We start from the raw sequence: 22,671 nt of genomic DNA on the forward strand, positions 1-22,671 counted from the left end.
CGCCCGCGCCGATCTATCACAGGTCGGCACGGGAAAGGGACGGATGAACGTACGGCAGAAGCTCTTGAGCGGGTACCTGGTGGTGGCGCTCATGGTCGCGGCGACCGCGCTCATCGCCTGGTACACCGACCAGACCTCGGCCCGCCGCGCCGCCGCCCTGGAGGCCGCCCAGGTGGCCCGGGGGATCGGCAAGGACATCGCGTTCGGCCTGCCCGCCTACCACGTCGGCGAGCTGGAGTCCCCGCTCTACTACAGCCCCAGCGCGATGGGGAACTACCTCAAGCGGCTGCACGACTCGCAGCACCGCAGCGTGGTGGCGGTCGACTACGAGAAGTACATCATCGGCGACGCCGACCCGGACAACGTCGGCACGAAGTACACCCACGACCGGGGCGCCGAGGTCACCAAGACGATCGCGGACGGGAAGTCGCGGGTCTTCGTCGAGACCAGCCCGGACCACCCGGAGGGCATCAAGCAGGTCGTGGTGCCGATGATCGGCAGCGCGCAGACCGTGCTCGGCGCGGTCATCGTCGAGTACACCCCGCTGTACCAGCAGATGATGAACGGCGCCCGGGACGCGCAGACCGTCCTGTTCATCAGCGCGGCGATCGCGTTCGTGCTGGTCCTGCTGCTCGGCTACCTGCTGGCCAGCTCGGTGACCCGGCGGATCAGCAAGCTCACCGCGGCGGCCGGGGTGATCCGCACCGGCGACTACACGCACCGGCTGCCGGCCGGCGGCGCCGACGAGATCGCCCGGCTGGCGGTGGCCTTCAACGCGATGGCCGAGCAGCTCGACAAGTCCGCCCGGGAGATCCTGGCCAAGGAGTACACCGACAGCATCCTGGCCAACGCCGGCGAGGGCATCTGCGGGCTGGACGCCGGCGGGCGGATCGCGTTCGCGAACGCGGCCGCCGGGCGGATCACCGGGCTCGGCGTGGCCGGGCTGCTCCAGCGGGACGCCTCGGTGCTGCTCCCGGCCGGTCTGGAACCGACCCCGGGGACGACCGAAGGACGCTTGCAGCGTCCGGACCATTCGACGGTACGGATCGAATACACGATCAGTGAGATCGACAAGGCCGGCCACCGGCTGGGCGCGGTGATCGTGCTCCGCGACGTCAGCCGCCAGCGCGCGCTCGAGTTCGACCTGCGGCACCAGGCCCTGCACGACGCGCTGACCGGGCTCCCCAACCGCAAGCTGCTGATCAGCCGGCTGGAGGAGGCGCACGCCTGCGCCCGCTCCGGCGGCGAGGCGCTCGCCGTGCTCTACCTCGACCTGGACGGCTTCAAGCGGGTCAACGACAGCCTCGGCCACGACGCCGGCGACCTGCTGCTGCAGTCCGCGGCCCAGCGGCTGACCGGGGCGCTGCGCCCGCAGGACACCGTGGCCCGGCTCGGCGGCGACGAGTTCGCCGTGCTGATCGTGGGCGCCCGGCCGGACGACGTGGAGCTCCTGGCCCAGACGTGCGTGGATGCGCTGTCCCGCCCGTTCGTGCTGAACAGCCGGGAGGGCCTGGTCTCGGTGAGCGTCGGCGTGGTGCCGGACGCGAGCCGCTACGCCCGCTTCGACGAGGTGCTGCGCAACGCCGACCTGGCCATGTACGCGGCCAAGGACCAGGGCAAGAACCGCTGGCTCCGGTTCGAGGACCGGATGCACGAACGGCTGCGGAACCGGCCGGAGCTGATCGGCGCCGCGGTGATCCGGCCCGGCGCTCATCTTCCGGCCGCGGTAGCCGATCTTCATCAGGATGAACGTTCGCCGTAAGTTGCTGGCCGGCTACCTGGTGGTGGCGTGCCTCGTCGTGGCCACCGCGGCCACCGCCTGGTACACCGACATGGCCTCGGCCCGGCGGGCCGCCGCCAAGGAGGCCGCCCAGGTGGCCCGGGGCATCGGCAAGGACATCGCGCTCGGGCTGCCGGTCGACACGCCCGGCGAGCTGATCTCCCCGCTGTACTTCAACCCGAGGTCGCTGGCGAACTACATCGAGCGCCTGCACGACAGTCAGCACCGGGACGTCGTCGTGGTGGACTCCGGCAAGTACATCCTCGGCGACGCGGTGCCGGAGAATGTCGGCACGGTCTTCGACCACGACACCGGCAACCAGATCGGCAAGACCATCGACGACGGCGAGTCCCGGATCTTCGTCGAGCAGAGCGACGACTACCCGGCCGGCATCAAGCAGGTCGTGGTGCCGATGCGGGGACGCAACAACCAGATCCTCGGCGCGATCATCCTCGAGTACACCCCGCTGTACGACGGGATGCTGGCCGCCGCCCGGCAGGCCCAGTTCGTCATCCTCGGGGTCGCCGCGATCGCCTTCCTGCTGGTCCTGCTGGTCGGTCACTTCCTGGCCCGCTCGCTGACCCGGCGGATCACCTCGGTGACCACCGCGGTCGGCGTGGTCCGGACCGGCGACTTCTCGCACCGGGTGCCGACCGGGGCCGGCAACGACGAGATCGCCCGGCTGGCCGGGGCCTTCAACGAGATGGCCGAGCAGCTCGACCGGTCCGCCCGGGAGATCCTGGCCAAGGAGTACACCGACAGCATCCTGGCCAACGCCGGCGAGGGCATCTGCGGCGTGGACCGCGACGGCCGGATCACCTTCGCGAACGCGGCCGCCGGGCGGATCACCGGCCTCGGCGTGGCCGGGCTGCTCCAGCGGGAGGCCTCGGCGGTGCTGCCGGAGACCGCCGAGGACCTGGTCCCGGGCACCCGCGAGGTGTCCCTGCAACGGCCGGACGGCACCAGCGTCCGGGTCGAGTACACGACCAGCGAGATCGAGAAGGCCGGCCGCGCGATCGGCGCGGTGATCGTGCTCCGGGACGTCAGCCGGCAGCGCGCGCTCGAACACGACCTGCGGCACCAGGCCCTGCACGACGGGCTGACCGGCCTGCCCAACCGCAAGCTGCTGCTGGACCGGCTGGAGCACGCGCTCGCCCGGGCCCGGGCCACCGGCGGCCCGCTCGCGGTGTTCTACCTCGACCTGGACGGCTTCAAGCGGGTCAACGACAGCCTCGGGCACAACGCCGGCGACCTGCTGCTGCGGACCGCGGCCGAACGGCTGACCGGGGCGCTGCGCCCGCAGGACACCGTGGCCCGGCTCGGCGGCGACGAGTTCGCGGTCCTGCTGGAGGACGCCGACCCGGCGATCGTCGAGCGGCTGGCCCGGGACATCCTGGCGGTCCTGGCCCGGCCGTTCCTGATCCACAACCGGGAGGCGCTGGTCTCGGTGAGCATCGGCGTGGTGCCCGACGCGGCCGCCTACGCCGACGCCGACGAGGTGCTGCGCAACGCCGACGTGGCCATGTACGCGGCCAAGGACCAGGGCAAGAACCGCTTCCTGACCTTCGAGACCCAGATGCACGAGCAGCTGCTGAACCGGCTGGACCAGGAGTCCCGCCTGCGCGACGCGGTGCACCGGGGCGAGCTGCGGCTGCACCTGCAACCGGTGGTCGGCGTCCCGGCCGGGCAGATGGCCGGGGCCGAGGCGCTGGTCCGCTGGCAGGACCCGGAGCAGGGGCTACGGATGCCCGGCTCGTTCATCCCGCTGGCCGAGGAGACCGGCGCGATCGTCGACATCGACCGCTGGATGCTGCTGGAGGCGTGCCGCGCGGTCAAGCAGTGGCAGGACGACGACCCGGCGACCGCGCCGGCCTGGGTCAGCGTCAACCTCTCCGCCGCGCACCTGGAGGTGCCGGACCTGACCGACCAGGTGGCCTACGCCCTGACGGCCACCGGGCTCCCGGCGAACTGCCTGGTCCTGGAGCTGACCGAGACGATCCTGATGCGCGACCTGGCGGTGACCTCGGTCCGGCTGGAGGAACTGCGCGCGCTCGGCGTGAAGATCGCCATCGACGACTTCGGCACCGGCTACTCGTCCCTGGGCTACCTGCGGGACATCCCGGTGGACGTGCTCAAGATCGACCGCTCGTTCATCGACGGGATGGCCGGCAACGGCCGCCAGCAGGAGCTGGTCAACGCGGTGATCCAGCTCGGCCACACGCTCGGGCTGCGGGTCGTCGCCGAGGGCATCGAGGACGCGTCCCAGCTGGACCTGCTGACCGTGATGGGCTGCAAGTTCGCCCAGGGTTACCACCTGGGCCGCCCGGAGCCCGCCGAGGATCTGCACAACCGGCTCACCATCGCGGCCGACCTCATCGCCGCCGGCCCCGGGACACCTGAAACGCGATGAGGGTCAGCGCGGACGCGATGGTCAGCGTGGCCGCGATGACGGAGAGCGCGTCGCGACCCAGGCTGACCACCACGGCCGCGACCGACACCAGCGCGGTCATCACGAGCAGGACGACCGCGACCACGGGCCGGTGGGTCCCGTCGTGCTCCTCCGGCGGCCGCCGGCCGGGTTCAGCCATAGATCGTCACCCCGGTCGCCACGGCGCTGAGCAGGACCAGGCTCGCCACCCCGTTGGCGGACCAGATCCACAGCCAGCCCTTGATCCTGGCCTGCGAGTCGTAGGCGAAGGACCGTAGGCCGAAGGGCATCACGCTGAACCCGAAGAAGAGGGCGACGAACGCGACCACCGCCTGCCCGAGCGGCACGTCCTTACCGGTGTCCCGGGCCGCCGCGACCACCGAGCCGACCAGCGCGAAGGTGGCGGCGACCACCCAGTCGGTCCACCACAGGGCGTCTTCCCGCTCGAGACCGTGACGCCGGCCGGGCCGGGGCGTCCGGGAGATCAGTTTCAGCCACACCTGCAGGATCGCCGTGCCGGCGGCAACCGCTGCGGTGATCAGGAAGACGCGCAGAGGAACCACCTCCGGCCGACCGACGCAGCTCGATGTTCGTCGATCGTCGCAGACCGATCGCGCGGAGTCGATCCTTCGTCCGGATGTCGCCCCGGACCGAGTCGGTTCTCCGACAGCGGGGTCAGCTGGGCCAGACGGCAGCGGGGTCAGCAGGGCCAGACGGCACGAACGAAAACCGCCGCGGACGTCAGCAACATCGCGGCGGAGAGCATCAGCCAGATCAGCCACGTTCGCCGTCGGCAGACCGGGCAGACGTCGCCCTGGCCAGCGCTGGGATGAGTCATGACCGGGGGTCCCTTCCTCGGCGCTGAAGTGCTTCGGTGCTCGGCGTCGGCCGGGCGGCAAGCTCCGGGCCCGGGTCGCGGCTCGGAATCGGGCAGTAGCCCGATGGCTCAACAGGATGAAACTGTTAGGTCAACCGGCTAGTATCGTCTGGGTGAGCCCCTCTATACCACTCATCCCAACCTCCCCAACATCAACGATAGTACCCGCCTGCGACACACACGTAAACGGCTTAGGCCCTAACATCCCAGCCATGTGCCTGATACCTTCCCTTGGACTCATCCCAACCTCTCACGGGGCAGGAGGACACTGATGGCCGACCCGATGTATCGACAGATCGCCGAGGAGCTCCGGCGGCAGATCGAGAGCGGCGAGCTCGAGCCGGGCGTCAAGCTGCCCACCGAGCTGCAACTGCGCGAGTTGTTCGACAACGCCTCCCGCAACACGGTCCGCGACGCGATCCGCTCCCTGCTCACCCAGGGCCTGGTGACCACCCGCCCGGGCCAGGGCACCTTCGTGGCGCACCGGATCGAGCCGTTCCAGATCACTCTCTCCCGCGACACCGACACCGGTCTCGGCGGCGGCGAGGGCATCGCCTACCGGTCGGCCGCCCTGGCCCAGCAGCGCAAGCCCGAGGCGAGCACGCCCGAGGTGAAGATCCAGGCCGCCGACGAGGTCCCCGCCCGGGAGCTGCGGGTCCCGGCCGGCACCTCGCTCATCTGCCGGCACCAGGTGCTGCGCATCGACAAGAAGCCGTGGTCGATGCAGACCTCGTTCTACCCGATCGAGTTCGCGGCGAAGGCTCCGCTGCTGATCCAGGCGGTCGACATCGAGCAGGGCACGGTGCGCTACGTGGCCGAGACGCTCGGCTTCGAACAGGTCGGCTATCAGGACCAGGTGAGCGCCCGCCCGCCGAACTCGGGCGAGGTCTCCTTCTTCAAGCTGCCGGAGGCCGGCGTCGTGGTGATCGAGACGATCCGGACCGCGTACGAACGGTCGGGCCAGCCGATCCGCTGCACGGTCACGGTCTGGCCCGCCGACCGGAACCGTCTGGTCTACAACATCGGTGAGGTGCCGAAGGAAATCGCGTCCCCGCCGCCGTCGAACGATCCCGGAAACGGCGCCGGCTGACCGCGGAGCGTCCCCCTCGGACCGTCCCACCCTCCACTCTCCCGTCACCGGCCGGTCCCCCGCCCGCCGCCGCCGGCGTCGCGGATTCCGACCGTCAGAAACGAAACGGAGCTATGACCCCTCTATTCGCCGAACCGCGCCGGGCGGTCACCGACTCGCCGATGGCCCCACGCCTGGCCGGTCCCACCGACCTCCCGGCGATCGTCGACCTGATCGACGAGGCGTCGAGCTGGCTCGCCACCAAGGGCACCGACCAGTGGGCCCGGCCCTGGCCGTCCCCGGCCGGGCGGGACGCCCGGATCCGCCAGGGCCTGCGGGACCGGGCGACCTGGATCATCCGGGAGGGGGACTTCGCCGCCGCCACGGTCACCGTGCAGCGGACCGGCGCCGGCTTCCTCTGGACCCCGGAGGAACTGGCGCAGCCGGCCGTGTACGTGCACCGGCTGATCGTGGCCCGCAAGTACGCCGGCCAGGGCCTCGGCGCGGCGCTGGTCGACTGGGCGAGCGAGTCGGCGGCCCGTTCCTACGGCGCCCGATGCACCCGGATCGACGTGTGGACGACCAATACCGCGCTGCACGGCTATTACAAGAACATCGGCTTCGACTTCGTTCGCTACGCCAATGTTCCGGGCTATCCGTCGAGCGCGTTGTTCGAGCGTACGACGCCCTGAGGGCGGAAATTTACATCGATGTATCTGGAATTCAGCATGCGTCCTCAACGACCGTTAAGTCGTTTCGGATACGCGCGGTGACCTGATCAATCTTTTGGGTGAGAATCCACCCATGGATGACAACCTCACCCCGAGCGCGCACCCACATCCGTGGCTGGACATGCTGCGGCCCTACATCACCGACACGGTGCACGGGCTGGCCGCCGCCGGATACCACGTCCAGGACAGCTGGCTGGATCCTCGTGACCCACGGGACGCGACGATCCGGCTGGCCGGCGGCACCGCGTTGGTGTGGGACGAGGAGACCGGCTGGCGGCGCGGGCGCTTCGTGAGCGGCGCCCCCGGCCGGCGCACCGAGCTCGACGGCGTCGAGTGGCTGGCCGGCGGGCTCGTCCCGGATCCGCGCGGCGTCGCACACCTCGGCGGGCACGCCCGGGCGCCGCGGTATCGCGGCTGGCGGGACGTGCGCGACGGCCTGGACGACCACCTGCGCCGGTAGGACGCCCGGGCCGGACGGATCGGGGCGGCGGCGGAACCGAGCCGGCCCCGCCCTCCCGGGCTGAACGGGTGAGCGGGGCCGGTGTCCGGGGATCGTCAGTTCTGGACGAACACCGAGACGGTACGCGGTGGAACCGTGAACGTGCCGGTCGCCGCGGCGAACGACGCCGTGCGGACCAGCGGATCGGCCGACGACTGCTGGACCGGGTGCAGGGCGATCCGCGCCCCGGCCAGCGCCGGCACCGTCTGGGTGGTGGCCGCCGCCGTGGAGTTGAAGATCACCGTGACCGACTTCCACCGGCCGTCGAGGCCGCGGGCGTCCAGCGTCATCGTGATCACGCCGGGCGTCTCGTCCCTGCCGGAGAGCGGGAACGCCACCCGCTGCTGCACCTGCTTCGCGGTGGCCAGGCCGAAGACCGGCGAGGACGTCCGGATCCGGAGCAGTTCCTGGTACCGGGTGTCGGCCAGGGTGACCGCGGCGCAGTCCGCCTTGAGGGCCGGGTCGGCGAGCAGCGGCTTGGCGTACGGCCACTTCGACTCGTTGTCCGCCGCGGGCGGCAGCCCCTTGCCGAAGCCGTTGCCCTTGGCGCAGTCCCACTCGATCTCGTTGAACCAGTCCCCCGAGTTGAACGAGTTGCGGTCCAGCGACTTCGAGCGCAGCCGCTCGCTGCCGGCCGCCACGAAGCCGACGCCCTGGCCGAGCACGGTGGTGGCGAGCGCCACCGACTGCGATCGGGCCCGGTCGGCGGCCGTGGTCGCCGGCGGCAGCTTGTAGGCGAGCGCGTCGTACAGGATCTCGTTGTCGTGCGCGTCGACGTAGGTGATCGCCTCGTCCGGCGCGGCGGTGTAGCCGGCCGGCGCGCCGTTGTAGTCGATCTCCTTGCCCTTGGTCGTAACACCGGCCGAGGAGGTGAACGTGTAGTCCGCAAGGTTGCCGGTCAGACCGACTTTGATCAGGTCCTGGTAGTGCAGCAGCCGGGCCCGTTGCGAAGCCGCGTCCCCGTTCGCCGGGTCGCCGTTCGGCTGGTCCGCGAGGCCCGAGCCGAAGCCCTGGATCCGCGGGTTCTCGTCGAACGGGCCGCCGCCGCGGACCGCGTCCCGGAGCCGGTCGTTGAACGTGCCGATCCCGGTGCCGGCCATGTTCGCCTGGGTGGCCTGGACGAAGCGGGCGTTGTTCGCCACCTCGCCGAAGTTCCAGCCCTCGCCGTAGACGTAGATGTTCTTCCCGTCCACGCCGTCGCGCTTGAGGGTGAGCCTGTCCAGCGCCTTGCGGACGGCCAGGATGTTCGCCTTCGGGTGGTGGCCCATCAGGTCGAACCGGAACCCGTCGACCTTGTACTCCTTGGCCCAGGTGACGATCGAGTCGACGACCAGCTTGCCCATCATCGCGTTCTCCGGCGCGGTGTTGGCGCAGCAGGTCGAGTTGGCCACCGTGCCGTCGGCGAGCAGCCGCTGGTAGTAGCCCGGCACGATCTGGTCGAGCACCGACTTGTCGTCGACCCCGGCGGCCGAGGTGTGGTTGTAGACGACGTCCATCACCACGCGCAGGCCGGCGTTGTTGACCCCGGCGACCATCGAGCGGAACTCCCTGGTGCGGTTGTCCGGGTCGACGGCGTAGCCGCCCTCCGGGACCGTGTAGTGCAGCGGGTCGTAGCCCCAGTTGTAGCCGTCCCGGTCGGCGACCGCCCCGACGCAGGCCTGCTGCTGATCGGAATCGGGCGGCAGGGACGCCAGGTCACAGGCGGGCTGGGCCTGGTCGGCGCGCTTCTCCGGGATCGTCGCGAAGTCGAACACCGGCAGCAGGTGCAGGTGCGTGACTCCGGACCTACCGAGATCCGCGAGGTGCTTCATGCCGGCGGCGTTCTTCTCGGTGAAGGCGGCGTAGGTGCCCCGCTCGGCGGCCGGGACCGAGGTGTCGGCGATGGAGAAATCCCGTACCGAAAGCTCCTGAATTTGAATCTTGGCCGGCGCGGTAGCGGCGGGTTTGCGCAGGTTGTTCCAGCCGGCCGGGGCCAGCGCCGGGTCGTCCAGGGAGACGAACCGGCTGAGCTTCGAATCGGTCGACAGGGCGACCGAGTACGGATCGGTCACCGACCCGGTGACGATCTTGTCGACGGACGGCTGCCAGGCGGTGACCCGGAACTTGTAGTACTTGCCGTAGTCACCCCGGGGAACCGCCAGTGACCACACCCCGGTCCGGTTGTCCCTGGTCATCGGCTTGAGCACGGCGCTGGACCCGACCGCGTCGTAGACCTCCAGCTCGACGCCGCGCGCGGTCGGCGCCCAGACCGAGACCCGGCCGTTGCTGTAGCCCAGATCGGAATCGGTCGCCGCCGAGTAGACGTCGTCGAGCACGCCGGCCGTCTGCACCCCGGTCGCCGCGAGCAGCTTCCCGGCCGCGTCCCGCTCGGTGACCACGACCTGGCCACGCAGGATGTCCGGCACGTTCCCCGAGGAGAGCTTGAACGCCCCGTACTGCCAGAGGTGGGGGAATTTCGCTCGTTGTGCCTCGGTGAGACCGTTGCGTCGCGAGCTGAGCCGGACCGACTGATAGGAACCGGTCAGCTCGCCGCCGGTCACGCCGATCCCGCCGGTCGGCGACCAGACCAGGTCGTAGACCTTGCCGTCGGTGCCGGCGCCGACCTCCTGCAGGGTGGTGCCGGTGCCGGTCTGCCACGCGATCGTCGACCGGTCCAGCCAGACCGCGGACTCCTTGGTCAGGTCGGTCGACCCGCCCCCGGCGGCCGTCTTCACCAGCGGCAACAGCCGCGTCTCCTGCCCGGCGAGCAGCCACACCTCGTGCCCCGCCGAGGCAAAGTCGAGCCGCTGATCGGTGGGCAGGTCCTTGGCGTCGCCGTTGTGGATGATGTAGCTCAGCCCGGCGGCGCCGTCGGCCAGCGGCACCTCGAAGACCGCGCCGAAGGAGTCGATCCGGGTCGGCTTGAGCGGACTTCCCCAGTCGGTGCCGGTCGCCGCGCCGTCCCAGACGTGCAGCCCCCAGCCGTCGTAGTTGCCGTCCGCCCGGCGCCAGTGGATGACCGCTTTCGACTGGTCCTGCGTCACCGCCGGCGGGGTGGTGTAGATCGCCGGGTCGCCCTGCTTGAGCCACACCTCCGGGTTCTTGGCGGGGTCGAGCGAGCGGTCGGCGTCGGTGTCCTTCACGCCGTCCTTGCTGACCACGATGAAGCCCATGCTCTTGGCGTTCGGCGCGAGCTTGACGTAGGCGAAGCGCCCGTAGGCGTCCTCACCGGCGAACGGCTGCCCGGCGGGCCAGGTGGTCGACATCGACGGGTCGACGTCACCCCAGGTGTAGAGGCCGTAGTCGGCGTAGCCGCCGGCCGGGCGCTGGTAGTGCACGATCGCGTAGCCGGCCGTGGACGCCGCGACCGGGGTGCCGACCGTGATGTTCGTCGTCGAGGACGCGAGCCGCCCCCTGCTGTCCCGCACCACTGCTTTGTACTTCACCGGCGTGCCGCCGGCCAGCCCGTCCAGGTCGTGATAGATCCGGTAGGGCGCCTTGTCGGCGGTGCCGAGCAGCTGCCACCGGCCGGTGCCGACCTGCGCCGCGAAGGTCACCGTGGCCAGCGGGTCGCCGGTGGTCTCGGCGGTCAGCTCGGTCCGGGTCGCCACCGAGGCGCCCGCGGCCGGCTTCAGGCTCACGGTCGGTGCGGCTGACGCCGCCGGAACACCGGAACCCGCTTTCAGTACGACGGTGGACAGCCCCGGCACGGTGATCGTGACCTTGCCGGTCGCGTCCGCGGTGACCGCGCCGGCGCCGCCGTAGACGCCGGTGAACGTGGCCCCCGGCGACGAGGTGGCGAAGCTGACCGTCTGGGTGGTGGTGGCGTTGTTCGCCGCGACCACGTACTCGGCCCGCTTCGACGGGTCGGTCCGGGACACCGCGAAGACGCTCCCGGACGCGTACCGGGTGGTCTGCACGCCGTCGACCAGCGCCGGGTTCGCCTTGCGCAGCTTCGCCAGCGACGAGATCGCCCGGTAGAGCGGGTGCGCGGGGTTGTAGTTGTCGACCGCGTGGGTGCGGTCGGTGCCGATCAGGTCGTCGTCCAGGTAGTCCGCCGTCTTGCTGGCGAACATGTCCTGGCGAGCGTCCTTGTCGCCGCCCGGGCCGGTGAAGCCCTGCTCGTCGCCGGAGTAGACGACCGGCTGGCCACGGGTCAGGAACATCAGCTCGTGCGCCAGCTGGTCGCGCTTGAGCTGGGTGTCCGCGGTCGCGGTGGACGCGATGAACGAGCCGATCCGGCCCATGTCGTGGTTGCCGAGGAAGGTCGGCAGCCGCTCCGCGCTCGTGGTCGGCGTCGTGTAGAGGTCGTCCTTGGCGTACACGTCGGACAGCGCGGTGGCGTTGCCGGCGCCGGTGACGAACGCCTGCGCCGCGGCCTGGAACGAGAAGTCCAGCGTGGCGGGGAGCTCACCCTGCCGTACGTAGGTGGATTCGATCTCCTGATCGGCGCTGTAGACCTCGCCGAACATGAAGAAGTCCTTCTTGCCCGCCTGGTCGGCGGCCTTCTTGATGCCCTGCGAGAACTGCGGCCAGAAGTCCAGGTCGGTGTGCTTGACCGTGTCCAGGCGGTAGCCGTCGATACCGGTCGAGCCGATCCAGTCGGCGTAGATCTTCGTCATGCCCTGGACCACCTCGGGACGCTCGGTCCACAGGTCGTCGAGGCCGTAGAAGTCGCCGTACTCGCTGTTCTCCCCGGAGAACGTGGAGTCGCCGCGGTTGTGGTACATGTTCACGTCGTTCAGCCAGGCCGGGACCTTGACCTTACTGTCCGATTTGCTGGCGAAGACCGGCGTGTACGGGAAGCTGGTGGCATCCGTGGCGGGGAAGCTCGACGACTTCGCGTAGTTCCGGTCCTCGAAGGGCTGACCCTCGGTGTCCGTGTACGGCGAGGCGGTCTTGTCGACGTACGAATACTTGTTTTCCTGGTATTTGATGACGTCAGCGGTGTGGTTGACGATGATGTCCAGGAAGATCTTCAGGCCCCGCCGGTGCGCGAGCTTGACCAGCCGCTTCAGGTCCGCGTTCGTCCCGAAGTGCGGGTCCACCTGGGTGAAGTCGGTGATCCAGTACCCGTGGTAGCCGGCCGAGACGTCCGCCCCGGTGCCCTGCACGGGATTGTTCTTGAAGACCGGGGCGAGCCAGATCGCGGTCGTACCCAGGCCCTGGATGTAGTCGAGTTTGTCGATCACGCCCTGGAGGTCGCCACCGTGGTAGAAGCCCTTGTCGGTGGGGTCGTACCCGGTCGACAACCGGTCCCCGGTGAGGCCACCCTTGTCGTTGGACGTGTCGCCGTTGGCGAACCGGTCCGGCAGGACGAAGTAGTACTGCTCCTCGGTCCCGGTCTGCCGGTCGGCGCCCCAGTTCGCGATGGCCGCGGCGCTGGGTTCCGGCGGAGCCGCGGCGACCGGCGAGGCCGGCACCGCGATCAGTGGGAGGAGCAGGCTGAGCAGCGCGGTTCCCCACCGCGTTTTACTCGATGCCACGGTGCACCCTTTCGATGGACATCTCGCAGGCAGATTGAGTGTCGTGAATTCCTGTCGATCTGGCTATCCCTTGACCGCGCCCGCGCTGAGGCCCTCCACGATGTAGCGCTGCAGGTAGAGGAAGACGCCGACGGTCGGGATCGCGGTCAGCAGCGTGCCGGCACAGAAGATCCCGAAGTTCACGTTCCGGTCCGAGCCCTGGACCAGGCCGTAGAGGCCGACCGCCAGGGTCTTCGACGCGCCGTCCCGGAGGAACAGGTTGGCCAGCAGGAACTCGTTGATCGTGCCGATGAAGGCGAGCAGGCCGGCCACCGCGATGATCGGCGAGACCAGCGGCAGCAGGATCTTGAAGAAGATCCCGGTGTGCGAGGCGCCGTCGACGGTCGCCGACTCGTCCAGCTCCTTCGGCACCGTGTCGAAGAAGCCCTTCATCAGCCAGGTGTTCACGCCGAGCGCGCCGCCGAGGTAGAGCAGGATCATGCCCCACCAGGTGTTGAAGCCGATCCCGGGCCACAGATCGGTGATCGTCGAGAAGATCAGGAACAGCGCGACGACCGCCAGGAACTGCGGAAACATCTGGATCAAGAGCAGGAACAGCAATCCGGTACGGCGTCCCGCGAACCGCCGCCGGCTGAACGCGAACGCGGCAAGCGCGGACAGGAAGATCGACAGCACGCTGGCCAGGCCGGCGATCATGATCGAGTTCAGGAACCAGTGCGGGAAGTCGGTGTCCCGGAACAGCCGGGTGAAGTTGTCCAGCGACGCCCCGCTCGGGATCAGCGTGCTCGACGACAGCGTGCCGAGCGGGTTGAGCGCCGCCGACAGCACGAACAGGATCGGCCCGATCGAGAAGAGCACGGCGAGGATCGCGACCAGATGCCGCCAACCAGTGTCCTTGAACCACTTCATGAATAGACCTCTTCCTGGGCGCGGGTGCGTCGGAAGCTCACCGCGGAGACCACGGCCACGATCAGGAAGATGAAGATCGAGATGGCCGCGGCGAAGCCGTACTGGGCGCCGGATCCGCCGAAGGCCAGCCGGTACGTGTACGTGATCAGCAGGTCGGTGGCGCCCGCGTTCGGGTTGTCGGCCGGGAACGGGCCGCCCTCGGTGGTCAGGTAGATCGCGTTGAAGTTGTTGAAGTTGAACGCGAACGACGAGATCAGCAGCGGGGTCAGCGCGACCAGCAGCAGCGGCAGCTTGACCGCGCGGAACGACTGGAACGGCCCGGCCCCGTCCACCCGGGTGGCGTCGGTGAGCTCGGCCGGGATCGCCTGCAGCGCCCCGGTGGTCACCAGGAACATGTACGGATAGCCGAGCCAGAGCTGCACCAGCAGCACCGCCAGCTGCGCGGTGATCGGCGTGCCCAGCCAGTCGACGTGGGTCCCGAACACACTGTTGATCAGGCCGAAATCGGTGTTGAACAGGTCGCGCCAGATCAGCAGCATCGCGAACGACGGCATCGCGTACGGCAGGACCATCAGGATCCGGTAGAGCCCGCGGAACCGCATCCGGGTGGACTGCAGCGCGATCGCGCAGAACATGCCGAGCAGGAAGGTGCCGCCGGTCGACCCGATCGCGAACAGGAAGTCCCAGATCAGCGTGCCCAGGAACGACGACGCGATGGTGTCGTCGGTGAGCACCCGGGTGAAGTTCGCCAGCCCGACGCCGACCTTCCAGCCCTGGGCCAGCCGCTCGCCGTCGGCCGCGACGAACGCGCCGATCGAGTCGTCGGCCGTCCACACCTTGCCGGTGGTGGAGTCCCGGATGCTGTCCGAGGCGAAATCAAAGGCACGAACAGCTTTTCCTTCGTACGCCCGGGACAGGCCCGACGACCGGATGGCGCCCGTCGCGGTGGGCACCGCGAAGTCGGTGATCTCCTTGCTCCGGGCGCTCGCCTGACCGGCGGTGAGCACCGTATAGCCGGACGGCGGAACCCCGTCGGCCGGCTTCAGCCCGCCGGCGTCCCCGATCGACACCTGCCCGGTCTTCGGGTCGGTGATCAGGAACGCCAGCGCGTCCCCCTTGGCGAGGATCTTGAGCTGGTACTCGGTGGAGCCGGGCACCCGGGTGACCGAGGCGGTCTGGATCGCGGTGATCGCCTCGGCCTTGGTGCCCCGGTGCCCGTCGCCGAAGTTCGTGAACGCCGTGCTCGCCGTGTAGAGCACCGGGAAGATCTGGAACACGACCAGGAAGATCGTGCCCGGCACCAGGTACTTCGCCGGGACGTGCCGCGGCGTGACGTACAGGTACAGCAGGCCGGCGGTGGCCGCGACCAGCAGCCCCAGGCCCGCCCAGTGCCCGCCGTCGGCCAGCGGGAACGCGGCCCAGACCGCGATCGCGACGACCAGTCCGAGCAGCAGGATCCGGATTCCCTGGCCCAGGACCGAGGTGGTCTTCTCCTCGGGGGCGGGAAGGGCCCGCGTGGCGGGCCCTTCGAGCAACGTCGTCATTACTTGGTGATCGCGGCCGAGATGGTCTTGGCCGCGGCGTCGACGGTCGACTGGGCGTCGGCGCCACCGATCACGGCGGCCTCGGCCTTGCCGAACGGCTCCCAGACGGCGGCCATCTCGGGGATCGCCGGCAGCGGGACGGCGTTCTTGCCGGCGTCGGCCCACTTGGCCACGTCCGGGTCGGTCGCCTTGACCTGGTCCAGGGCGCTGGTCAGCGCCGGCGGACGCGGGTCGGCCTGGTAGAGCGCGACGGCCAGCTCCGGGGTGGTCACGTAGTTGGTGACGAACTCCTGGGCGAGCGCCTTGTTCTTGCCCTTCGACGCCACGTAGAAGGTCTGCACGCCGAGGAACGGGGTGGCCTCCTTGCCGCCCTTGAACCCGGGGACGGCGGTGATGTCGTACTTGATGCCGGCCTTCTTGGCGTCCGCGGTCGCCCACGGGCCGGAGACCAGGAACGCGCACTTCTTGCCGGTGAACGTGGCCACCGCGTTGTCCGGGGAGATCGAGCGCTTGAGGGCGCCGTCACCCTTCTCGCCCAGCGCGCGCAGCTTCTCGAACGCGGCGACCGAGCCCGGCTTGCCGACGCCGAGGTCCTTGGCGTCGTAGTCGCCGCTCGGGGTGGTGCCGAACAGGTAGCCGCCGGCCGAGGCGTACAGCGGGTAGGCGTGGTACGCGTCGCCGGTCGGGCCGGACTGCAGGCAGAGGATCTCCGAGACCTTCTTCTCCGCCTTCAGCTTCTTGCCCGCCGCGACCAGGTCCTCCATCGTGGCCGGCGCGTCCGGGGCGAGGTCGGTGTTGCGGATCAGGCCGATGTTCTCGGTCGCGTACGGCACGCCGTACGTCTGGCTGTTGAAGGTGACCGCCTTCAGCGCGCCGGCCTGCAGGCCGGTCTTCTGCGCGTCGGTCAGCTGCACCGGGTCGATGGCGCCGTTCTGCACCAGGTTGCCGATCCAGTCGTGCGCGCCGACCATCACGTCCGGGCCGCTGCCCTGCTGGGAGGCGGTGAGGAAGGTGGTCTGCTGGTCCTTGGAGATCGCCTGGATCTTGACGGTGACGCCGTTCTCCTGGCCGAACTTGTCGGCGAACGGCTTGAGGGCGGCCGAGCGCTTGTCGTCGGCCCAGATCACGAGCTCGCCGGTCGCTGCTTGCGCGCTCGGGTTGCCGCTCGCTTTGGTGTCGTCCTTGCTGTCGCCACAGGCGGCGACGCCGATCAGGCACAGCATGCTGGCCGCGATGGCTCCGGCGGTGCGGATGCGCATGGCAAAGCTCCCGTTCTCATACGGATTCAGTGCTGCAAAAGGGGTGATCCGGGCGGAGACATAGCTCAGCGCCCACAAGATCGGTAAGGTGTCGTCCTTGTTGCGGGGACGTTAGCAAGCTCTTGCAGTCAATGGAAGGGCTTGCAGAGCGCTGACCGGAAACGGCGCGGCACTACAGTGGCAACATGCGTGCACGGATGGCGGACATCGCCCGTCAAGCCCAGGTCAGCGAGGCGACGGTCTCTCGCGTCATCAACGACCGCCCCGGTGTCTCCCCGGAAACCAGGCAGGCGGTGCTGACCGCCCTCGACGTGCTCGGCTACGAGCGCCCCGAGCGGCTGCGCAAACGCAGCGCCGGGCTGGTCGGCCTGGTGGTGCCCGAGCTGGACAACCCGATCTTCCCGGCGTTCGCGCAGGTCATCGAGTCGACGCTGGCCCAGCAGGGGTACACGCCGGTGCTCTGCACCCAGTCCCCCGGCGGCGTCACCGAGGACGAGTACGTGGAGATGCTCCTCGATCGCCAGGTCTCCGGCATCGTCTTCGTCTCCGGCCTGCACGCCGACACCACCATGGACGTCGAGCGCTACCACCGGCTGATCGGCCGTCCGCTGCCGATCGTGCTGGTCAACGGGCACACCGCCGGCATCGACGCCCCGTTCGTCTCGTGCGACGAGCAGATGGCCGGTGACCTGGCCGTCGGGCACCTGGCCTCGCTCGGCCACCGGCGGATCGGGATGATCTCCGGCCCGCACCGGTTCAGCCCCGTGCAGCGCAAACTCGCCGGCTACCGGGCCGCCATGCAGCGCGAACTCGGCGTTCCGGCGGCCGACGCGGACGACCTGGTCGAGCTCACGCTGTTCGGCGTCGAGGGTGGCGAGGTCGCCGCCGAACGACTGCTGAACAAGGGCGTCACCGGGATCATCTGCGGCTCGGACCTGATGGCGCTCGGCGCGATCCGGGCGGCGCGGCGGCGCGGGATGAACGTGCCGACCGAGGTGTCGATCATCGGGTTCGACGACTCGCCGCTGATGGCGTTCACCGATCCGCCGCTGACGACGCTGCGCCAGCCGGTCGCGGCGATGGCGGTGGCGGCGGTGCGGTCGTTGGTGGATGACATCAACGGGCACGGTTCGCCCAGGTCGGAGTACCTTTTCCGGCCGGAGCTGGTGGTTCGGAACTCGACCGCGATGGCGCCGGCGCGGCGCGCTTCGACGGCCAGCGCGGCGGCCGCCTCGGTCGCCTGACGAGCGACTCGCGGGCGCCTCGCGGGCGGCCTGCGGGTGCCCTGTCGCCGGCCGCTGGAAGAAACTTGCTGCAACTTCTTGCATGATCTGCGAGAGAAAGACGCGATCGGGTGCGGGAGAGCGTGTTCTTGGACTCCTTCGCGCAGGCGGCGTCAGCGCAGGTCATGCGGGGAGAGCCGGAAATCTTCCGGGATCGGGCGACGTTTTCGGGCAGGAACCGCAAGGGCATGCGGGGTACTTGCAAGGCCGGGTGAGCGCAACCAGCGGCGGCCATCACTCTTCGCGACTTTTCCTGTGTGACCCGTGCCACTTTTGCTGGGTGGTGGTACCCGCTCTATTGAGGCGCGGGTGGCTCCGGGTTGTCGTGCAGGACCCGCTGGACGACCGCGTAGACCTGCTCCGGGGTGAGGTAGTAGCGCTGGGCGATGGCGTTGACGTCGTGGCCGTCGGCGTATTCGGCGACGATCGCGTCCTCGTTGGGGAACGGCTGCGGCGCGTATCCCTGCGGCGGGTAGCCCGGCGGCTGGTAGCCCGGCGGCGCATATCCGGGCGGGGCATATCCGGGCGGGGCATATCCCGGCGGGGCATATCCCGGCGGCGGGTAGCCCTGCGGCGGATAACTCTGCGGCGGGTAGGGACCCGGAGCCGGGGGCGGCGGGGCGTAACCCGGCTGCGGCGGCGCGTAGGGGTCCGGGGCAGGCGGCGGTGCGGCGTAGCCGGGCTGCGGCGGCGCGTAGGGGTCCGGGGCAGGCGGCGGTGCGGCGTAGCCGGGCTGCGGCGGCGCGTAGGGATCCGGAGCCGGAGGCGGTGGGGCGTAGCCGGGCTGCGGCGGGTAGGCGCCCGGTGCGGGCGGGGGCGCGTAATAGCCCGGCGGCGGATAGCCGGGCGGCGCGCCATGACCAGCCGGGGGCGGGCCGTACCCGGCGGGCGGCGGACCGTACCCGGGCTGGGGCGCGGGCGGGCCGGGCGGACCGACCTCGCCCTGCACGACCGCGTAGACCTGGGCCACGGTCAGCCCGTAGCGCGCGGCGATCGCTTCCACGTCGTGACCGTCGCCGAACTCGGCGACGATGCGGTCCGCCCAGCTCGGCTCGGCCTCGGTCATATTCGCCAAACTACCCGTCGCGCGCCACCCGCCACACCGAAGAAGGCGGGGCTGCCCCTGGGCGGACGAACGGGCGTTGTCCGCCGCGCCGGAAGGGGGCCGGGCTACCGCCGTACCGAAGAAAAAAGCGCAAGCGAAGCCGCTCAGCTCAGCCAGGTCGTCAGATTGCGCAGAGCCACCCGAATCTCCGGAACCGGCACGAACTCCCCGTCCGTGTGGGCGAGCAGCGGGTCCCCGGGCCCGTAGTTCACCGCCGGAATCCCGAGCGAGGCGAACCGGGACACGTCCGTCCACCCCAGCTTGGCCTGCGGCTCCCGCCCGACCAGCTCGACGAACTCCTTGGCGGCGGGCCGGTCGAGGCCGGGCCGGGCGCCGGGCGCGCGGTCGGTCACCTCGAGCTCGAAGCCGGCGAAGACCTCGCGCAGGTGGGCCTCGGCCTGGTCGGTGTCCCGGTCCGGCGCGAAACGGTAGTTGACGAAGATCGTGCAAAGATCCGGGATGACGTTGCCGGCGATCCCGCCCTCGATCTTCACCGCGTTCAGGCCCTCGTGGTACTGCAGACCGTCGACGATCGGCTGCCGGGGCACGTAGGCGCGCAGCACGTCGAGGACACCCCCGGCGCTGTGGATGGCGTTGCTGCCGCGCCAGGAGCGGGCGGCGTGCGCGGCGACCCCGGGCACGGTGATCTTGACGCGCATGGTGCCCTGGCAGCCGCCCTCGACGGTGCCGTCGGACGGCTCGCCGAGGATCGCGAAGTCACCGGTCAGCCACTCCGGATGGTTGCGGACGAGCCGGCCGAGGCCGTTGAGCGCGGCGGCCACCTCCTCGTGGTCGTAGAAGACGTAGGTGACGTCGTAACGCGGCTCGGTCAGCACGGCGGCGAGCTGGAGCATGACGGCGACGCCGGCCTTCATGTCGACGGTGCCGCGGCCGCGCAGCAGGTCCCCCTCCTCGACGACCGGCAGGTTGTTCGCGATCGGGACGGTGTCCAGGTGGCCGGCGAGCACGACCCGGGTGGGGCGGCCCAGCGCGGTCCGGGCGACCACGGCGTCACCGTCGCGCAGCACCTCCAGGTGGGCGAACCCGCGCAGCGCGCTCTCCACGGCGTCGGCGAGCCGCTTCTCGTCGCCGCTGACCGACGGGATGTCACAGAGGGTGCGGGTGAGGGCGACCACGTCGCCGGTGAGATCGAGATCAGCCATGATGTAATATTATCAGAACCAAAGCATTATTATGCGTACGGCCTCGGGACCCGTTGCCGCCCATGTGGCGACGATAGGGTCGGCGGGGCAGCGCAACATGACCGATTGAGGAGTAGGTGTGCCGGAGAGTGACGAGCCGACCCGGCTCTGGGGTGCCCGTTTCGCCGGTGGCCCGGCGGAGGCCCTGGCCCGGCTGAGCGTCAGCGTCCAGTTCGACTGGCGTCTGGCGCCGTACGACCTGCTCGCCTCCCGCGCGCACGCCCGAGTGCTGGCGAACGCGGGCCTGCTGAACGCGGACGAGCTGGGCCGGATGCTGGCGGCGCTGGATGATCTGGAGTCGGCCTGCGCCACCGGCGAGTTCCGCCCGACGATCGAGGACGAGGACGTCCACACCGCCCTGGAGCGCGGCCTGCTGGAGCGCCTCGGCGCGCTCGGCGGCAAGCTGCGCGCCGGCCGGTCCCGCAACGACCAGGTCGCCACCGACCTGCGGCTCTACCTGCGCGACCACGCCCGCGGGGTGGCCGTCTCGCTGATCGAGCTGGCCGACGCGATCACCGAGCAGGCCGCCCGGAACGTGGACACCCCGGCACCCGGGATGACCCACCTGCAGCACGCCCAGCCGGTCAGTTTCGGTCACTGGCTGCTGGCCCACGTGCAGCCGCTGCTGCGCGATCTGGAGCGCCTGCGGGACTGGGACGTGCGGACCGCGATCAGCCCGCTCGGCTCCGGCGCGCTGGCCGGCTCGTCGCTGCCGCTGGACCCGGCCGCCGTCGCCAAGGAGCTGGGCTTCTCCGCCCCCGCGCCGAACTCGATGGACGCCGTGGCGGACCGGGACTTCGTCGCCGAGTTCCTGTTCATCACCGCGCTGATCGGCGTGCACCTGTCCCGCCTCGGCGAGGAGATCGTCCTCTGGACCTCCACCGAGTTCGGCTGGGTGGAGCTGGACGACGCGTTCGCCACCGGCTCGTCGATCATGCCGCAGAAGAAGAACGCGGACATCGCCGAGCTGGCCCGGGGCAAGAGCGGCCGGCTCATCGGCGGCCTGGTCACGGTGCTGACCATGCTCAAGGGGCTGCCGCTCACCTACGACCGGGACATGCAGGAGGACAAGGAGCCGGCCTTCGACGCGGTCGACACCCTGGAGCTGCTGCTGCCCGCGCTGGCCGGGATGGTCTCCACGATGACGGTCCGGGTGGACCGGCTCGCGGCCGCCGCCCCGGTCGGCTTCTCGCTGGCCACCGAGGTCGCCGACTGGCTGGTCCGGCGCGGCGTCCCGTTCCGCGACGCGCACGAGATCACCGGCAAGCTGGTGGCGCTGTGCTCGGCGCGCGAGTGCGAGCTGGAGGACCTCACCGACGAGGACCTGACCACGGTCAGCGACCACCTGGACCCGTCGGTCCGTGAGGTCCTCTCGGTCGCCTCGGCCCTCGCGGCCCGGACGACGCCGGGCTCGACCGGCCCGGGCCCGGTCCGTGAGCAGCTGGCCACGGTCCAGCACAAGCTCGACAACTGGCGCCAGTGGGCGGTGGAGAAGGTCGTCCCCCGCTAGGCGATCCCGCTCACCGGGCCAGCACCTGGCTGGTCCGGTGGGCCAGCTCGTCCAGCTCCGGGGAGCTCCCCCGCACGCCGCGGACCAGCTCGACCGCTTCCAGCAGGTATTCCAGGGCGACGACCTGCTCGTCGTACGGCTCGTCGTCCTCGAACTGGTCGAGCAGCAGCGCGAAGTCGGCCAGCATCGCCTCGGCCCGGTCGGCGGCCCGGTCGGGGTAACCGCCGCGCTGGATGGCTCGGGCCGACTCGACCATCGCCCGGCCGACGAAGACGTAGGACTGGCCCAGCAGCCCGGTGGCGATCCGCCCGGCCAGGCCGAACGCGCGCTCCTCGTTCCCCGGGTCGGGCAGCGCGCCGAACGCCGCGGCGATCTGCCGGGCGGCCGCGACCAGCACGACGCCGTCGGTCCACTCCGGGGTGCCCTCCGGCGCGCAAGGCAGATGTCCCAGCCCGGCGATCCGGGCCTCGGCCGTGACCGAGATCGCCGTCGCCGCGGCCACCAGGGAGCCCGGCTCCGGGGACGCGAGCGCCAGGCGCGTGGCCTCGACGGCCACCGCGACGTCCTCGGGCGGGTGCGGGGCCTCGCCACGGGCGGCCCGTTCCAGCAGGGCCACCGCGGCCGCCCGCTCCTCGGCGGACGGGCCGACCGGCTCGTCGTCGACCGGAAGGCCGAGTTCGAGCTGGTAGGACGTCCAGGCCAGCGGGTCCTTGTCGCGGTCCGGCTCATTCTCCGGGAGGCCGGACGAGGCGCGGACGACGCCGCCCTGGACCCGGTCCATCGCGAGCCGCGCGTCGTCGAACGGCAGCGCGAACCGCTCGGTCAGCACGGTCAGGACGTCGCGCCGGCTGGTTCCCCCGGCGTCGGCCGTGCGCAGGAACAGCACGAGCTCGCGCATCGTCGTCCCGCGGGCCAGGCGCACGGACATGTCATCGGTCCACTCCACCCGGTAGAGGATGCCCGACCGGCGCGCCCACCGCGAACGGGGGCGCGCCCGGGCGAACCGCGGG

General features: G+C 70.5%; 16 protein-coding genes. 7 read left to right on the forward strand and 9 right to left on the reverse strand.

Annotated features, from left to right (window positions below):
* Positions 1 to 43: 43 nt before the first annotated feature.
* A complete protein-coding gene (locus L3i22_RS42980; protein WP_221323178.1) occupies positions 44 to 1,762 on the forward strand; it encodes a diguanylate cyclase domain-containing protein in 1,719 nt (572 codons plus the stop codon).
* Entirely contained in the window at positions 1,746 to 4,190 is a 2,445-nt protein-coding gene (locus tag L3i22_RS42985) for a bifunctional diguanylate cyclase/phosphodiesterase (RefSeq protein ID WP_221323179.1), read from the forward strand. The genes L3i22_RS42980 and L3i22_RS42985 overlap by 17 nt, the downstream gene beginning before the upstream one ends.
* Here L3i22_RS42985 and L3i22_RS42990 read toward each other — a convergent pair.
* Entirely contained in the window at positions 4,153 to 4,368 is a 216-nt protein-coding gene (locus tag L3i22_RS42990) for a hypothetical protein (protein WP_221323180.1), read from the reverse strand. The two genes, L3i22_RS42985 and L3i22_RS42990, sit on opposite strands and share 38 nt — an antisense overlap.
* Positions 4,361 to 4,771 carry a hypothetical protein gene (locus tag L3i22_RS42995; protein WP_221323181.1) on the reverse strand — a complete coding sequence of 137 codons (411 nt, stop codon included), beginning with the start codon at positions 4,769 to 4,771 and terminating at the stop codon, positions 4,361 to 4,363. The genes L3i22_RS42990 and L3i22_RS42995 overlap by 8 nt, the downstream gene beginning before the upstream one ends.
* A 585-nt stretch (positions 4,772 to 5,356) precedes the next feature.
* Here L3i22_RS42995 and L3i22_RS43000 point away from each other — a divergent pair.
* The 3 genes from L3i22_RS43000 to L3i22_RS43010 all read left to right on the forward strand — a co-directional run bounded on the left by L3i22_RS43000 (position 5,357) and on the right by L3i22_RS43010 (position 7,345).
* Positions 5,357 to 6,175: a GntR family transcriptional regulator gene (locus L3i22_RS43000; RefSeq protein ID WP_221323182.1), complete on the forward strand. Its 819-nt coding sequence runs from the start codon at positions 5,357 to 5,359 to the stop codon at positions 6,173 to 6,175.
* Between the two features lie 113 nt (positions 6,176 to 6,288).
* Positions 6,289 to 6,846 carry a GNAT family N-acetyltransferase gene (locus tag L3i22_RS43005; RefSeq protein ID WP_221323183.1) on the forward strand — a complete coding sequence of 186 codons (558 nt, stop codon included), beginning with the start codon at positions 6,289 to 6,291 and terminating at the stop codon, positions 6,844 to 6,846.
* Positions 6,847 to 6,958: 112 nt separating this feature from the next.
* Entirely contained in the window at positions 6,959 to 7,345 is a 387-nt protein-coding gene (locus L3i22_RS43010) for a DUF6292 family protein (RefSeq protein ID WP_221323184.1), read from the forward strand.
* A 95-nt stretch (positions 7,346 to 7,440) separates the two neighbouring features.
* Here the strand turns inward: L3i22_RS43010 and pulA are convergent, their stop codons facing one another.
* The 4 genes from pulA to L3i22_RS43030 form a co-directional block, all read right to left on the reverse strand.
* Positions 7,441 to 12,849 carry a pullulanase-type alpha-1,6-glucosidase gene (gene pulA / locus L3i22_RS43015; protein ID WP_221323185.1) on the reverse strand — a complete coding sequence of 1,803 codons (5,409 nt, stop codon included), beginning with the start codon at positions 12,847 to 12,849 and terminating at the stop codon, positions 7,441 to 7,443.
* A 63-nt stretch (positions 12,850 to 12,912) separates the two neighbouring features.
* Positions 12,913 to 13,758 (reverse strand): sugar ABC transporter permease, encoded by an 846-nt coding sequence (locus tag L3i22_RS43020; RefSeq protein WP_221323186.1) that lies wholly within the window; start codon positions 13,756 to 13,758, stop codon positions 12,913 to 12,915.
* A complete protein-coding gene (locus tag L3i22_RS43025; protein WP_221323187.1) occupies positions 13,755 to 15,302 on the reverse strand; it encodes an ABC transporter permease subunit in 1,548 nt (515 codons plus the stop codon). Before L3i22_RS43025 ends, L3i22_RS43020 begins: the two co-directional genes overlap by 4 nt.
* Positions 15,302 to 16,561, reverse strand: coding sequence for a maltose ABC transporter substrate-binding protein (locus L3i22_RS43030; RefSeq protein ID WP_221323188.1), 1,260 nt, complete (start codon positions 16,559 to 16,561; stop codon positions 15,302 to 15,304). Before L3i22_RS43030 ends, L3i22_RS43025 begins: the two co-directional genes overlap by 1 nt.
* Before the next feature lie 185 nt (positions 16,562 to 16,746).
* On the opposite strand from L3i22_RS43030, the gene L3i22_RS43035 reads away from it, so the two are divergent.
* Positions 16,747 to 17,805, forward strand: coding sequence for a LacI family DNA-binding transcriptional regulator (locus L3i22_RS43035; protein ID WP_221323189.1), 1,059 nt, complete (start codon positions 16,747 to 16,749; stop codon positions 17,803 to 17,805).
* Positions 17,806 to 18,139: 334 nt separating this feature from the next.
* Here L3i22_RS43035 and L3i22_RS43040 read toward each other — a convergent pair whose 3' ends face one another.
* Positions 18,140 to 18,910 (reverse strand): hypothetical protein, encoded by a 771-nt coding sequence (locus L3i22_RS43040; protein ID WP_221323190.1) that lies wholly within the window; start codon positions 18,908 to 18,910, stop codon positions 18,140 to 18,142.
* 143 nt (positions 18,911 to 19,053) lie between these two features.
* On the reverse strand, positions 19,054 to 20,112 hold the full coding sequence (gene dapE / locus L3i22_RS43045) for a succinyl-diaminopimelate desuccinylase (RefSeq protein ID WP_221323191.1): 1,059 nt from the start codon (positions 20,110 to 20,112) through the stop codon (positions 19,054 to 19,056).
* Between the two features lie 118 nt (positions 20,113 to 20,230).
* On the opposite strand from dapE, the gene argH reads away from it, so the two are divergent.
* The gene (argH, locus tag L3i22_RS43050) at positions 20,231 to 21,661 is read left to right on the forward strand and encodes an argininosuccinate lyase (RefSeq protein ID WP_221323192.1); all 1,431 of its coding nucleotides are present in this window, start codon (positions 20,231 to 20,233) and stop codon (positions 21,659 to 21,661) included.
* A 10-nt stretch (positions 21,662 to 21,671) separates the two neighbouring features.
* On the opposite strand, the gene L3i22_RS43055 is transcribed toward argH, so the two are convergent.
* Positions 21,672 to 22,607, reverse strand: coding sequence for a hypothetical protein (locus L3i22_RS43055; RefSeq protein WP_221323193.1), 936 nt, complete (start codon positions 22,605 to 22,607; stop codon positions 21,672 to 21,674).
* Between the last annotated feature and the right edge of the window lie 64 nt (positions 22,608 to 22,671).

Source organism: Actinoplanes sp. L3-i22, from assembly GCF_019704555.1.
Classification (GTDB): Bacteria; Actinomycetota; Actinomycetes; order Mycobacteriales; family Micromonosporaceae; genus Actinoplanes.